This window comes from Pseudomonas sp. TH04, from assembly GCF_016651355.1.
In the GTDB taxonomy this organism is placed as follows: Bacteria; Pseudomonadota; Gammaproteobacteria; order Pseudomonadales; family Pseudomonadaceae; genus Aquipseudomonas; species Aquipseudomonas fluorescens.
Map to the genome: position 1 here is coordinate 998,291 of NZ_JAEKEA010000001.1, position 12,910 is coordinate 1,011,200.

Below are 12,910 nucleotides of genomic sequence, written 5' to 3' on the forward strand. Positions count from 1 at the left end.
AGAGCGACCGTGGCCGCCCTGCTTGCTTATTGTTGTTATGAAGGGCTACTTGAAGTCTTTGACGTTATCCGGCGTGATCAGCTTGAACGGGATGATTACGTTCTGCTCGACCGGCTCCTTCTTGGCCATCTTGCGCGCCGCTTCCACCGAACCGACCGCCTGGCCCTTGGCGTCCTGGAAGGCCGACGCGGCCATGTCACCCTTGGTAATGGCGTTCAAACCGTCCGGCGTGCCATCCACCCCGGCAATCAAGACGCTGCCAGGCTTGGTACCCGCCGACTTGAGGGCCATGGACGCGCCAATGGCCATCTCGTCGTTGTTGGCCAGAACCGCATTGAATGCGCGACCCTGGGTCAGCCAGTCGTTGACCAGGGTCATGCCCTTGTCCCGCAGCCAGATGCCGGTCTGCTCTTGCTCGATGGTAATGCCGGGGTATTTGGCGAGGACTTCCTTCACGCCTTTGGTACGGTTGGTGGTGGAGTTGTTCGCCAGGTCACCCAGCAGGATGACGATCTTGCCCTTGCCGCCGAGCTTTTCGGCGATGTACTGCATTTGCAGGCGACCGGCCTCGACGTCATCGGACGTCACCGCAACGACATCCTTGGGCAAGTCTTTTTGGTCAGGGCGACGGTTGACGAAGACCAGCGGAATGCCCGCCTTGGTGGCGGCACTGATAATGTTCTTGGTCGAGGCGGTATCGACCGGGTTGACGATAATCGCGTCGACTTTCTGGCTGATAAAGTTCTCGACCTGGCTCAGTTGCTTGACCACATCGGCCCGAGCGTCTTCGAACTGCAGCTGTACACCGTCACCTTTGGGATACGACTTGGCTTGCTTGTCCATGTCTTCGCGCAGGTAGGTCAGGAACGTGTCATCGAAAGCGGACATGGTCACGCCCACCTTGATATCGGCGGCCGCGGCAAAACCGCTGGCAAGCAGCATGGACAAGGCCAGTGCGGTGAATCGGATCGGGGTCTTCATGAACGGTCTGTCTCCAATTTCTTGTTGGTTTTGTGGACGTTGCGTTTATCAGCGCGTGGCTGGCGAAGACGGCAGTTGAACCACCGGTGCGCCCGGAATGCAGCACACCAGCGCGCCGTTGTTTTCGACGCACAGCACATTAAGGAAGGAGAAATAAACTGGCCGCGCGCGGGGCAGACCGCGGGGCGCTTGAGCAGGGCGTAAAACTCGCAGTACAGCGTTGAAGATTTTCATCTGACGGTACCTGGTTGTTTTTGATCTTGTTTTTGTAGAGTCGCTCGAATCGAGTCCGAGACGTACTTTATGCAACCTGGAAAAGACTTTATTGGAAAATAATTTCCATATCAACCTGTTTTAGAATTTTATTCTATTTTTGTTGAAACCACCTGCTGGCGCTCGTTGCTAAGGCGCGCGGCGTCCAATATACGGGTGGTTTCCAATGCATCATTGGCATCGACCGGCAGCGGTCCCAGGCCTTGCACAGCACTTTGCAGCTGGCGATAGAACTGCGTCCAGCAGCCTTTCTCCGACGGCACCCGTTCACGCTCCTCACCCTGTTCAAACCAGCCCCAACGCCGATGCTCTTCAGCCCCCCAGTGCTCGCCTTCGGTTTTCGGCGACTTGCCCGCCATCAGCGCGGCTTCCTGACCGTCCAGCCCCTCCACGGTGTAACACCCCAAGGTGCCACTGACGCGAAACCGCGGGGCCTGGCTGTTTTGCAGCGCACTGCCCCACAGGTGAGAAATCACCCCATTGGCGTGCGTCAGGGAAACGAAAAAGCCGTGATCGAGGCTCGGATGTTGCGGGCTGAATTGCAGTTGCGCGAACACCCGGTCCACCGGGCCGAACAATTGCAGCGCCTGGTCCACCAGATGGCTGCCCAGGTCGCGCAACCAACCGCCGCCGCTGGCATTGCCCACCGCGTCCGGGCTGTAACGTTCGACGCGCGACTCAAAGCGCGTAACGGCGCCCAGGGCGCCGGCGTCGATCAATTTGCGCAGGGTCAGGAAATCCGAATCCCACCGCCGGTTCTGGTAGACGCTGAGCAACACGCCCTGGCGTTCGGCGGCCGTGATCAGGGCCTGAGCCTGTTCGGCATTGGCGGCGAAGGGCTTGTCGCTGACCACCGCAACCCCGTGTTCGATGGCCTCCAGCACCAGGGCCGGGCGACCTTTCAGCGTGGTGGATATCACCAGCGCATCGACACCGGCCTCAACGATCTGGCCAATGGAGTCGAAGGCCTTGAGGCCTGGATGGTCGCTCGCCAGCTGTAGGCGACGCTCGGGGGAGCGTGTCACTACGCCCACAAAGGTTACGCCGGGCAGGGTTGCGATCAACGGTGCGTGAAAATACCGGCCGCCGTGGCCGTAGCCGACAAGTCCGATTCGCATATATGCGCTCCTTCATGAAGTGGAAACCCGATCTGAATGTGGCAGCTGGCTTGCCTGCGACAGCGGTGTATCAGGCGGCATCAATGTTGAATGTGCCGCCGTCATCGCCGACAAGCCAGCTGCCACACCGACCGAGTGCGTTCAGTGGAGTGGGGCTCAGCCGTAGAAAGGTGGGCGCGGTGGCAAGCTGACCTTGATGATCTGCTCGCTGCTCTGCGCTTCGATACACGCGTCCGCCGCCACTGCCGCCGCAAACCCATCCCACGCCGACGGCCCGCCGACGTGCCCGGCGCGCACGCTGTCGATGAAGGCCTGCAACTCGACGTCGTAGGCGCCGATAAAGCGGTCTTTCCAATCCATCAGGATCGCATTCGACAGCTTCGCGCCACTGCGCAACTGCACCTGGGACGGTTCCGGCAGCTTGGCGATACCGGTCTCCCCCACCACTTCGCACTGGATGTCGTAGCCGTACTGGCAGTTCACAAACACTTCCACGTCAATGCGCGTGCCCTTGGCGGTTTCCAGCAGAACAATCTGCGGGTCGCGCAGGTGGGCCAGGGCCTTGCTGGTCTTGCGCGGGAACACCACCTGCACCGACACGTAGTCGTCGTTGAGCAACCAGCGCAACACATCCAGCTCGTGGATCAACGTGTCGGTGATGGCCATGTCGGTCTTGTAGTTCTCGCCCACCGTCGGGTTGCGGTGCGCGCAATGCAGCATCAACGGCTCGCCGATCTGGCCGCTGTCGATCACAGCCTTGAGGGCGCGATAGCCTTCGTCATACGGGCGCATAAAGCCCACTTGCACCAGGCGCTTGCCGTAGGCGACTTCCGCATCAACGATCTTGCGGCAGCCTTCGGCCGTCACGGCCAGGGGCTTTTCGCAGAACACCGGCTTGCCGGCGGCGATGGCGGCCAGCACGAATGCCTCGTGGCTCGGGCCCCAGGAGGTGACCAGAATGGCGTCGACTTGCGGCGAATTGATCAGCGCATGGCCGTCGGCGTACACCTCGGCGTCCAGCTTCAAATCGGCCACGACCTTGGCAGCTTGCTCAAGGTTGATGTCGGTCACCGCAACCACCTGGCTGTTAAGCAAGGTCTGGCTGCAACGACGAATGTGGTCACGGCCGATGGCGCCCGTACCGATTACACCTAGCTTCAAAGACATACCAAACTCCTCTTGTTATTAGTACTGCCGGGCCTTGGCCAGCTGTTCATTGAGTTTTTTCGCCGCCGCATTCGTGCGTTCGCTGGTGGACACCTGGGCCACACCCACCCGCCACCAGGACAGGTAGCCGTGGATCATGGTCTTGGGCAGTACCTTGATATCAATCAACGTCGATACCGTTTGTGTGCGCGCATCGGCCAGCGCCGACTCAAGCTGTTCCACGGTGCTGACCTTATAAGTCTTGCAGCCATACGCCGCCGCGCTCATGGCGAAATCCACCGGCACCAGGCCGCCGTCGAGCTTGCCGCTCTCGGGGTTGCGGAAGCGAAATTCAGTGCCGAAGCTGTCCATGCCGTTGCCGATCTGCAGGTTGTTGATGCAGCCGAACGCCATGTTGTCCAGCAGCACCACGTTGATCTTGCGCCGCTCCTGAATCGAGGTGGCCAGCTCCGAGTGCAGCATCATGTAAGAGCCATCGCCGACCAGCGCGTACACCTCTTTGGACGGCTCAGCCAGCTTCACGCCGAGGGCGGCGTTGATCTCGTAGCCCATGCATGAATAGCCATATTCGACGTGGTAGGTGTTGACGCCTTTACTGCGCCAGCTGCGCTGCAAATCGCCAGGCAGGCTGCCGGCGGCGGCGACGATGATGGCGTCATCGGCCAGGGTGTCATTGAGCACACCCAGTACACGGCTCTGGGTCAGGCACGAGCCGGTCAGTTCGATGAATTCGCGCAGCACCGCGCGATCCAGGTGGTCATCAACCTGCGGAACAAAATCATCACCGCTGTATTCCACGTGATGCACGCGGTCCACTTCCGCTTCCAGCTGCGCCTTGGCGTCGCAGACCTGCTCGCCCCAACCGGCGCGGTAGTCGCCCAAGGCGTCGGCCAGTGCCTCAAGGCCCACCTTCGCGTCCGCCAGCACTTGCACGCCGTCAAGCTTCACGGCATCGCAGGGGCTGATATTGAGGTTGAGAAACGTCACCTCGGGGTGCTTGAACAGCGATTTGGAGGAGGTCGTGAAGTCGGTATAACGCGTGCCGATGCCGATAATCAGATCGGCCTCGGGCGCCAGCAGGTTAGCCGCCAGGCAGCCGGTTTCACCGATGCCGCCGACGTTCAGCGGGTGGCTGGACACCACCGCACTCTTGCCCGCCTGGGTTTCAGCAAAAGGAATCGCAAAGCGTTCGGCAAAGGCTTGCAACGCAGCATTTGCCCCGGCGTACTTCACCCCACCGCCGCAGATGATCAGCGGCTTGCGCTTGCCGCGGAAGGCGGCCAGGGCGTCAGCGATCATCGCGTGGGTGGCTGGGCGACGCTCGATACGGTGCACGCGTTTTTGCAGGAAATAGTCCGGGTAGTCCCAGGCCTCGGCCTGCACATCCTGAGGCAGCGCCAAGGTCACCGCGCCGGTTTCGGCGGGGTCGGTGAGCACACGCATGGCGTGGATCGCGGCGCTCATCAACTGTTCGGGACGGTTGATGCGGTCCCAATATTTGCTCACCGAACGGAACGCATCGTTGGTGCTGATGCTCAGGTCGTGGAATTGCTCGATTTGCTGCAACACCGGGTCAGGCTGACGGCTGGCATACACATCGCCCGGCAGCAACAGCAACGGGATTCGGTTGGCCGTGGCGGTCGCCGCAGCGGTGAGCATATTGGCCGCACCCGGGCCGACCGATGCGGTGCACGCGTAGATCTTGCGGCGCAGGTGCTGCTTGGCAAAACCGATGGCGGCGTGGGCCATGCCCTGCTCGTTGCGGCCCTGATGCACCACCAGGTCGCCGCTGTCCTGCTCCAGGGCCTGGCCCAGACCGAGCACGTTGCCGTGACCGAAAATGGTGAATACACCGGCGACAAACTTGCTCTGCACGCCATCGACTTCGACGTATTGGTTATCCAGAAACTTCACCAGGGCCTGGGCCATGGTCAATCGTGTTGTGGTCATGTTCGCACCTTGTATGAATGCAAATCTGTCGATCAACAGTGATCTCAGGGGGGAGCGTCAGGGCCGGGCGTTTTGCAGATGGGCGATGCTCGCGCCCAACGCCTGCCGAATATCTGCCAGCCCATGCACGCTTTCAGCAAACGGCTCGAACGACAGATAGCCGCCGTACCCGGTACTGAGCAAGGTGTCGATCTGCGCGGCATTGCCGAGGATATCGCCCTCGCCGACCAGCACGCGGTGGCCGTCGCGAATCGAATTCAGGGGCGCGTCTGCATCCTCGACGCCGGAGATATGCACCAGCCCGGTCAGTTCCGGGAAGAACTCATGCTCGCGGGCCAAGTGATGGTGAAAGGTGTCGTGCACCAGGCGGAACACATCCAGCCCACCCATCGCCTTGATCGCCTCCACCGCCACGCGCTTGCGTCGCAGGGCACATTCCTCGAACCCCAGGGGCTCGATAAACCCCTGAATCGCGTATTCACGCAGGATCGGCGCCAGCTCGCTCAACGCCGTGCGCAAACCGGCGGCACGCTGGGCTTCGCTGCGCGCATCGCCGCGCTCATTCAGCGGGCACATCACCAGGCCTTGCGCACCGCATTCGCGGGCATAGGTGGCGAGGGCGATCGCCTGGGCGCGACGCTCATCGTTCCACACATCGAACGGGTACAGCGCGTTGATCGACAGCACCGTAATGCCCTGCTCTGCGCACAGTTCGCGCACGCGGCTCGCCGGGGTGCCGAACTCGATTGCGTGCCCCTTGAGGTCGTTGCGAATCTCGATGGCATCGCATTTGAGGGCCACGGCCAACTGGATGAAATCCGGCAGGGAAAGGTCGGGCGCAACCATACGATTAAGGGCAAAACGTAGAGACGACTGCATTGTTATTGTTCTCCGTCCTAACCGATTAGAGGTCCAGCAGCCAGCTGTGCTGTGGGTCGTTATGGAAATGCCAGGCGCGCTTGGGACCCGCCATCACGTTCAGGTAGTACGACTCGTAGCCATACGGCACGCTGACCGGGTGATACCCCTTGGGCACCACCACCAAGTCGCTGTTTTCCACGGCCATGGCCTGGTCGATACTGCGGTCGTCGGTGTACACCCGCTGGAACACGAAGCCTTGCGGCGGGTTGATCTGGTGGTAGTAGGTTTCTTCGAGAAAACTCTGGTGCGGCAGGTCATCGGTGTCGTGCTTGTGTGGCGGGTAGCTCGACGAGTGGCCGGAGGGTGTGCGCACTTCCACCACCAACAGCGAATGGGCGGGCTCGCTGTCGGGCAGGATGTCGCACACATAACGGGTGTTGGCGCCTTTGCCGCGCACGCTGCGCTTGCACTGTTCAGGACGGATCAGGCGCGGTTCAAAGCCCTGCGCACCGGGCGCGGCGCACACCGCAATCTGCACGTCGCTCAAGGCGGTAATCTGCGCCTCGGTGCCCGGTGGCAGGTAGGCGGCGAAGGGTGACTTGTCTTCAAACACCGACTGACGATCGCCGAGGTTCTGCCAGTTGAAGCCCTCGCCTTCGATATTCACCCGGCCGCTGAGCAGCACCAGGCACACCTCTTTATCGCCGGCGCTGACCGGCAAGGTTTCACCGAGGCTCAGGCGGTAGGCGGCAAAGCCCACGTACTCCAGGCGCCCCGCTTCCAACGCGACCATGGTTTGCCCGCGTTTGCTGCTTTTGACCAACAAGCTCATCACTCAGTCCTCTGGTTGAGAAGCGCGCGCAACGTGTCATAACCCTTCTTCGCATAGATATAGCTGGGCGCCACGGCCGGGTCCTGCTCAGCCTCAACCACCAGCCAGCCCGGGTACTGCGCGGCCAGCAATACATCAAGCAGCTCGGCAAAGTCGATATCGCCATCGCCGGGCACCGTGAAGGTGCCGTTGACGATGCAGTCCGGAAAGCTCCACATCTGATTGCGCGCCAGTTGCACCACCGGTTTGCGCACGTCCTTGAAATGCACGTGGCAGACGCGATCGATGTGTTTGCGCAACACCTCGATCGGCTCGCCACCGCCCATGTAGCAGTGACCCGAGTCGAACAGCAGGCCGACTTCCGGGCCGGTTCGGCTCATCAATTGGTCAATGTCCTCCGGCGACTCGACGTAGGCGCCCATATGGTGGTGGTAAGCCAGGCGCACACCCTGGGACAGGGTGAAGCGCGCCAATTCGGTGAGTTTGTCGGCATAGTCCTGCCAGGCCTGTTCGCTGTGCAAACGCGGGCGTTCGATCAGGCGCACTTTCGAGCCCTGGATAGAGTCAGCCACTTCGCCGTAGACCAACACAGTGGCGCCGTTCTGTTTCAGCAATTCGACGTGACCGGCGATGGCCTCGATTTCCTCGGCGACCGAGCGCCGCGCCAAGCGGCTGGAGTACCAGCCGGAGACCAGCGCCAGGTCATAGGGGCGCAACACATCGCCAACCCCTTTGGCGTCCTTGGGGAATTTGCCGTTGAGTTCAAAACCTTCGTAGCCGATTTCCTTGCCTTCGCTCAGCGCAGTGCTCAGGGGCGTTTCGCCGCCCAGGGCCGGGAGATCGTCGTTGCTCCAGGAGATCGGGTTAATGCCAATTCGGATTGCGGGCATGGCTGCACCTATTGTTTTTATCTGACTTAAGCCTGGTGAGGTTTGCTTGGTGTGGTTGATTGCATGCCACTTCAAGCGCTGTATTTAGCCCCGTGCACTGCGCCAGGCGTTGATGAGCTGTTCGAAGGTTTGCTGCACTCGCTCAATCAGCGTCTCATCGTTAATTTCCCCCGCCATCCACGCGCGGCTGGGTTCCTGGAAGATCGTGCGGCCCACCGCAAACCCACGGCACGTGGTGCTTTGGCTGGCTTGCTGGAAGCCATCGGCGAGGCATTCAGCCGACGCGTTGAGGCCCAGCAGCACCACGCCACGGCAGTACGGGTCGCGCTCCTGGATCAGTTCGTCGAGCTGTTTCCAGTCAGCCGCCGATTGCGCCTCGATCTTCCACCACGCCGGGTAAATACCCAGGTTGTACAAGCGTTTGAGGCTGCGATACAGCACGTCCGGATAGCTCGACGGGTGGTCTTTGGGCGGGATGACTTCCAGCAACAGCTCATGGCCGCTGACCAGCGAAGCTTCATACACCGCCTTGAGTTGCGCTTCCTGTTCCAGGCGCAGCATCGGTTCGTCGTCGGGGTGGAATTGCACCAGGCACTTGATGATCTGCTCCTGCGGCCAGGCGATCAGATTGCTGCCTACCGAACGACCGTGCTCAAACGCCAGGGGCCGCGAGTTCTGCACTTCCACCGGGCGGGCGATCCACCAGCCGCGACCACTGGCGGCATTGAGCGCGTCCTGCCCGAAGCGCTGATCGGCCAGCAGGCCCACATCCGCCTCGACACCTTGCTCACGCAGCTTGTATTCCACGCGTTCAATGGCCTGGATAAACAGCTGCTTGATGTCGCTGATACGTGTCAGGTCCTGGCCGCCTTTTTGCGCCAGGTCCACCAATTGCCAGCGGTGGTCAAACGCAAAGACGAACAGCTGCTTCCAGGCTTTACGCGGCACCGTGACCCGGTGCAGGCGCTGCAGGGTGACGTCCTGGTCTGGGCGGGTAATGGGCACCGGGCTATTGAACAGGTAATCCAGTTCGGCAGGCGTTGGCATGGCCGGTGCGCAAGCGTGGCGGGACACGACGAGACCGCCGCAAGCGTTGGCCAACTGGCTGCAGCGTTCATCACTGGCGTCGTTTATCCAACCGCTGAGGAAGCCCGACATGAACGCATCGCCGGCCCCAAGCACATTCAGCACTTCCACCCGCACGCCCGGGTAAATCGCGCCATCCTCCAGCCGCGCGGGTACCGCGCCGTGGATCACCGTGCAACCTTGCGGGCCGAGCTTGACCACCAGGGTCGCCGGGGTCAGCTCCCGTACGGTGCGCAACGCGGTGAGCAAATCTTCACTGCCGCCGGCAATCAAAAACTCTTCTTCGGTGCCGACGATCAGGTCGAAACGCGGCAGGATTTGCTGCACATGCTGGCTGACATTCTGGTCGGCAACAAACCGCGTTTCACCATCCGCCTTGCCCGCCAGGCCCCACAGCACGGGGCGGTAGTCGATATCCAACACGCGCTTGACGTTATGTTTGGCGGCATAGTCCAGGGCCTGGATGCTGGCCTTGTACACGCCATCGGTGGAGAAATGTGTGCCGGTGATCAACAAGGCTTTGCTGGAGGCAATAAAGGCTTCGCTGATGTCCTCAGCGCGCAATGCCATGTCGGCGCAGTTTTCGCGGTAGAACACCAAGGGGAACGTTTCGCGGTCCTTGAGGCCCAGCAGCACCAAAGCGGTCAGGCGCTCCGCGTCGACCTTGATGCCGCTGACATCGCAGCCCTCACGGGCCAGGGATTCCACCAGGAAGCGGCCCATATGGTCGTCCCCTACCCGGCTCAGCATCGCCGACTTGAGCCCCAGCCGCGCGGTGCCGAAAGCGATATTGGCGGACGACCCGCCGAGGTACTTGGCGAAGCTGGACACGTCCTCAAGCCGCGCACCCACTTGCTGTGCGTAGAGGTCGACGCCCAGGCGCCCGAGGCAAATCAGATCCAATTGACGCCCACTGGCAAAACGAGTCTGGCCCATGCTGGCTCCTGTTATTTTTATCAGCCTGCGTGGTGCCGCCGTGGTGACGGCACACGCTCTTGGTGCAAGCAGACTAGAACGTTCAGCGGCCTCAATCAATATTTATTCCATAATTATTTTTAGTGGAATATTTTTTCCAATAAGCCAGCATAATGGCATGCCAGCCCTCCTGCAGCGTTTCAGCGGCGCGCAGGGGCCGTGATGCCGGGGTATTTTTTTGCGCCTACCCTGTAGACTTGCGCGCACCCATCAGCGCATCAGAAGAACAAGCCAAAAGGATTACCCATGTCCCGCACCGATCAGCCGGCCACGCCCGAGACTCCTTCGCAAGACCCTCTCGCCAGCCCCCCGATCAATGCCGAGCGCCTGTTGCAGCTGATCACCGACGAATACGAAAGCCTGCCGCGCCAGCTCAAACGCATCGCCAGCTACATGAGCCAGCAAAGCGACCGGATCATGGTTGACCGCATCAGCGACATCGCCCGCGAATGTGAAGTACACCCGTCGGCCATCGTGCGGTTTTCCCAGCGTTTCGGCTTCAGTGGCTTCAGTGAGATGCAGGCGCTGTTTCGCGAGGCCTACACCCACAAGACCACGCCGGTGCAGAACTACCAGCAGCGCATTCGCAGCATGATCGCGAACAAATCGCAGAAGGCCAGCGGCGGCGACCTGGCGCGCGAATGTGTGAATGCCACCCTGTCCGGCATCGAGCGCCTGGGGTTGGAACTGGATGATGTGGCGTTTGAGAAAGCCGTCGACCTGGTGGTCAATGCCGACAATATCTACGTGGTCGGTGTGCGCCGCTCCTTTGCAGTGGCCGATTATCTGGTCTACAACCTGCAACACACCAACAAGCGCATTCACCTGATTTCAGGCCTGGGCGGCAGCTACCGCGAACAGATGCGCAGCGTGCGCGCCAATGACCTGGTGATTGCCATCAGCTTTACGCCCTACGGCAAAGAGACCCAGCACTGCCTGCGCATTGCCCAACACCACCAGGCCAAGACCCTGATCATCACCGACAGCAACCTCTCGCCCCTGGCCAAGCGGGCGAACGCGGTGCTGTTGGTGAATGAAGGGTCGTCATTTGCCTTCCGTTCGTTGAGCGCCACCTTGTGCCTGTGCCAGGCGTTGTTTATTGCCGTGGCGTACCGGTTGGAATTGAAGGTGGATGAGATTCACGAGCAGGTCGGCTTCGACGACTGACCTGATGTCACCGCAGACCTAATGCGCGAGCAGCTTGCCCGCGATACCCCTGCCGCGATGGCGGCGGGTCAGTCAATGGCGATGGCGTTGGGCGCGAGCCTGGCCAAACGCGCGTCACGTCGCGAGTAGCAATGTGCTCAGCACGCGCCCGTGAAAACGGATCTGCGCGAGGGTCAACGCGGTGTAGCCGATGATCACCGCCGGCGGCAAGTTCGCCTCGACGCAAAACGTGCCCAACGGTTGCAAGGTCAACCCCACAGCGGCGGCACGCGCGCAGAAATCCGCCTCATCGGCGCCGGCCGGCAACCACAGCACAAAGTGCAACCCGGCCTGCTGACCGCTGACCGTGCAGCCATGCGGGAGGCAGGCCAGCAACGCGTCGCGGCGGGCCTGATACGCCTGGCGCGAGGCGCGCAAGTGGCGCACAAAGGCCCCGCTGCCCAGAAACTCCACCAAGCCCAATTGATCCGTAACGCCCACTGACTGGCCACTTAGTTGCAAGGTGCGCAGCAATGCGGGTCGTAGCGTGGTGGGCACGACCATGAAACCCACGCGCAAGCCGGGGAACAGGTTCTTGTTGAAGCTGCCGCAGTAAATCACCCGATCGCCGCCATCCAGGGATTTGAGCGCCGCCAGGGGTGCACTGTTGTAGTTGTATTCGCTGTCGTAATCGTCTTCGACCACCCAGGCATCCGCGCGCGCGGCCCAGTCCAACAGCGCCAGGCGGTGCGAGACCGACAGGGTCATGCCCAGCGGCGCCTGGTGTGCAGGCGTGACATACGCCAAGCGCGCAGTGCCGGGTAGCTGGCCGGTGTCGAGGCCTTCAGCCGTGAGCGGGATCGGCACCACCTGCGCGCCTGCCAGCCTGAACAGGCGGCGCGCCGGTTTATAGCCGGGGTCTTCGACACACGCCGTGTCGCCCGGTTTAAGCAACGTGCGCGCAATCAGGTCGAGGCCATGGCGAATACCGGTGGTGACGATCACCTCATCGGCCTCGCAGTGCATGCCGCGATAGCTGCGCAAGTAATCGGCAATGTGCGCGCGCAAGGCCGGTAACCCGGCCGGGTGGGCGGCTTCCAACGCACCCGGCCCTGCCGACAGCAGCCCACGGGTGATGCAGCGTGCCCAGGCTTTCAGATCGAACAGGCCGGCATCCGGGCGCCGTGCAACGAAAGGCACGTGACTTTGCACCCCCGCCTCGGGCAGATCGGGCACGGCCATACGGCGTGGGCTTTCGGTGGGGGCCGGGGCCGCAATAAATTGCTCGGGGATCACCGCGCTCACCCGCGTGCCGGAGCCCGCCACGCGCTGCACATAGCCCTCGCTGTGCAGGCGCTCGAACGCCGCTTCGAGCGTGCCGCGCGACACCAGCCAGCGTTCGGCCAGGCTGCGCGTCGACGGCAAGCGGCTGCCGGCCGGCAATTGGCGGGTCAAGATCGCCGTGCGCAAGGCCTCGTAGGCGCCCTGCTGCTTACCGGCGTCCAACGTATCCGGGCGCGGCAGGTCCAGGGCGGATGCGGCTTTTCCTCGGCTCATAGTGGTCCAATCACTCTATGCATAAGTGGCCCTGAGGATTAAACCACAAAGCCGCTAGAGTTCGGGTTCAATGA

12 protein-coding genes are annotated in these 12,910 nt (G+C 61.7%); 2 read left to right on the forward strand and 10 right to left on the reverse strand.

From position 1 onward, the window contains the following. Positions 1–45: 45 nt before the first annotated feature. The 9 genes from JFT85_RS04405 to JFT85_RS04440 all read right to left on the reverse strand — a co-directional run bounded on the left by JFT85_RS04405 (position 46) and on the right by JFT85_RS04440 (position 10,094). Complete coding sequence (locus JFT85_RS04405) at positions 46–981, reverse strand: sugar ABC transporter substrate-binding protein (protein ID WP_201229320.1); 936 nt, start codon at positions 979–981, stop codon at positions 46–48. Between the two features lie 48 nt (positions 982–1,029). Then, entirely contained in the window at positions 1,030–1,215 is a 186-nt protein-coding gene (locus JFT85_RS28405; RefSeq protein ID WP_078828098.1) for a hypothetical protein, read from the reverse strand. 128 nt (positions 1,216–1,343) lie between these two features. Beyond that, positions 1,344–2,372: a Gfo/Idh/MocA family protein gene (locus JFT85_RS04410; protein ID WP_078828097.1), complete on the reverse strand. Its 1,029-nt coding sequence runs from the start codon at positions 2,370–2,372 to the stop codon at positions 1,344–1,346. Positions 2,373–2,528: 156 nt separating this feature from the next. Then, a complete protein-coding gene (locus JFT85_RS04415) occupies positions 2,529–3,539 on the reverse strand; it encodes a Gfo/Idh/MocA family protein (RefSeq protein WP_053256462.1) in 1,011 nt (336 codons plus the stop codon). An 18-nt stretch (positions 3,540–3,557) separates the two neighbouring features. Then, a complete protein-coding gene (gene iolD / locus JFT85_RS04420) occupies positions 3,558–5,489 on the reverse strand; it encodes a 3D-(3,5/4)-trihydroxycyclohexane-1,2-dione acylhydrolase (decyclizing) (RefSeq protein WP_069551410.1) in 1,932 nt (643 codons plus the stop codon). Positions 5,490–5,546: 57 nt separating this feature from the next. Further along, a complete protein-coding gene (locus JFT85_RS04425; protein ID WP_069551409.1) occupies positions 5,547–6,368 on the reverse strand; it encodes a TIM barrel protein in 822 nt (273 codons plus the stop codon). 25 nt (positions 6,369–6,393) lie between these two features. After that, complete coding sequence (gene iolB, locus JFT85_RS04430; protein WP_053256465.1) at positions 6,394–7,182, reverse strand: 5-deoxy-glucuronate isomerase; 789 nt, start codon at positions 7,180–7,182, stop codon at positions 6,394–6,396. Next, complete coding sequence (iolE, locus tag JFT85_RS04435) at positions 7,182–8,072, reverse strand: myo-inosose-2 dehydratase (protein WP_201229321.1); 891 nt, start codon at positions 8,070–8,072, stop codon at positions 7,182–7,184. The genes iolB and iolE overlap by 1 nt, the downstream gene beginning before the upstream one ends. An 84-nt stretch (positions 8,073–8,156) precedes the next feature. Further along, complete coding sequence (locus tag JFT85_RS04440) at positions 8,157–10,094, reverse strand: bifunctional 5-dehydro-2-deoxygluconokinase/5-dehydro-2-deoxyphosphogluconate aldolase (RefSeq protein ID WP_073638507.1); 1,938 nt, start codon at positions 10,092–10,094, stop codon at positions 8,157–8,159. Between JFT85_RS04440 and JFT85_RS04445 the strand changes: the two genes are divergently transcribed. Both JFT85_RS04445 and JFT85_RS04450 read left to right on the forward strand, forming a co-directional pair. Continuing rightward, positions 10,093–10,296, forward strand: coding sequence for a hypothetical protein (locus tag JFT85_RS04445; protein WP_141125166.1), 204 nt, complete (start codon positions 10,093–10,095; stop codon positions 10,294–10,296). The genes JFT85_RS04440 and JFT85_RS04445 overlap by 2 nt on opposite strands. An 83-nt stretch (positions 10,297–10,379) precedes the next feature. Further along, the gene (locus JFT85_RS04450) at positions 10,380–11,300 is read left to right on the forward strand and encodes a MurR/RpiR family transcriptional regulator (protein WP_053256468.1); all 921 of its coding nucleotides are present in this window, start codon (positions 10,380–10,382) and stop codon (positions 11,298–11,300) included. A gap of 114 nt (positions 11,301–11,414) precedes the next feature. Here the strand turns inward: JFT85_RS04450 and pdxR are convergent, their stop codons facing one another. Further along, positions 11,415–12,836 carry a MocR-like pyridoxine biosynthesis transcription factor PdxR gene (gene pdxR, locus JFT85_RS04455; RefSeq protein ID WP_053256469.1) on the reverse strand — a complete coding sequence of 474 codons (1,422 nt, stop codon included), beginning with the start codon at positions 12,834–12,836 and terminating at the stop codon, positions 11,415–11,417. Positions 12,837–12,910 lie beyond the last annotated feature (74 nt).

Coding starts and splice junctions, on each gene's coding strand:
- JFT85_RS04405 (WP_201229320.1), bottom strand. CDS start 981: ATGAAGACCCCGATCCGATTCACCGCACTGGCCTTGTCCATGCTGCTT.
- JFT85_RS28405 (WP_078828098.1), bottom strand. CDS start 1,215: ATGAAAATCTTCAACGCTGTACTGCGAGTTTTACGCCCTGCTCAAGCG.
- JFT85_RS04410 (WP_078828097.1), bottom strand. CDS start 2,372: ATGCGAATCGGACTTGTCGGCTACGGCCACGGCGGCCGGTATTTTCAC.
- JFT85_RS04415 (WP_053256462.1), bottom strand. CDS start 3,539: ATGTCTTTGAAGCTAGGTGTAATCGGTACGGGCGCCATCGGCCGTGAC.
- iolD (WP_069551410.1), bottom strand. CDS start 5,489: ATGACCACAACACGATTGACCATGGCCCAGGCCCTGGTGAAGTTTCTG.
- JFT85_RS04425 (WP_069551409.1), bottom strand. CDS start 6,368: ATGCAGTCGTCTCTACGTTTTGCCCTTAATCGTATGGTTGCGCCCGAC.
- iolB (WP_053256465.1), bottom strand. CDS start 7,182: ATGAGCTTGTTGGTCAAAAGCAGCAAACGCGGGCAAACCATGGTCGCG.
- iolE (WP_201229321.1), bottom strand. CDS start 8,072: ATGCCCGCAATCCGAATTGGCATTAACCCGATCTCCTGGAGCAACGAC.
- JFT85_RS04445 (WP_141125166.1), top strand. CDS start 10,093: ATGCTGGCTCCTGTTATTTTTATCAGCCTGCGTGGTGCCGCCGTGGTG.
- JFT85_RS04440 (WP_073638507.1), bottom strand. CDS start 10,094: ATGGGCCAGACTCGTTTTGCCAGTGGGCGTCAATTGGATCTGATTTGC.
- JFT85_RS04450 (WP_053256468.1), top strand. CDS start 10,380: ATGTCCCGCACCGATCAGCCGGCCACGCCCGAGACTCCTTCGCAAGAC.
- pdxR (WP_053256469.1), bottom strand. CDS start 12,836: ATGAGCCGAGGAAAAGCCGCATCCGCCCTGGACCTGCCGCGCCCGGAT.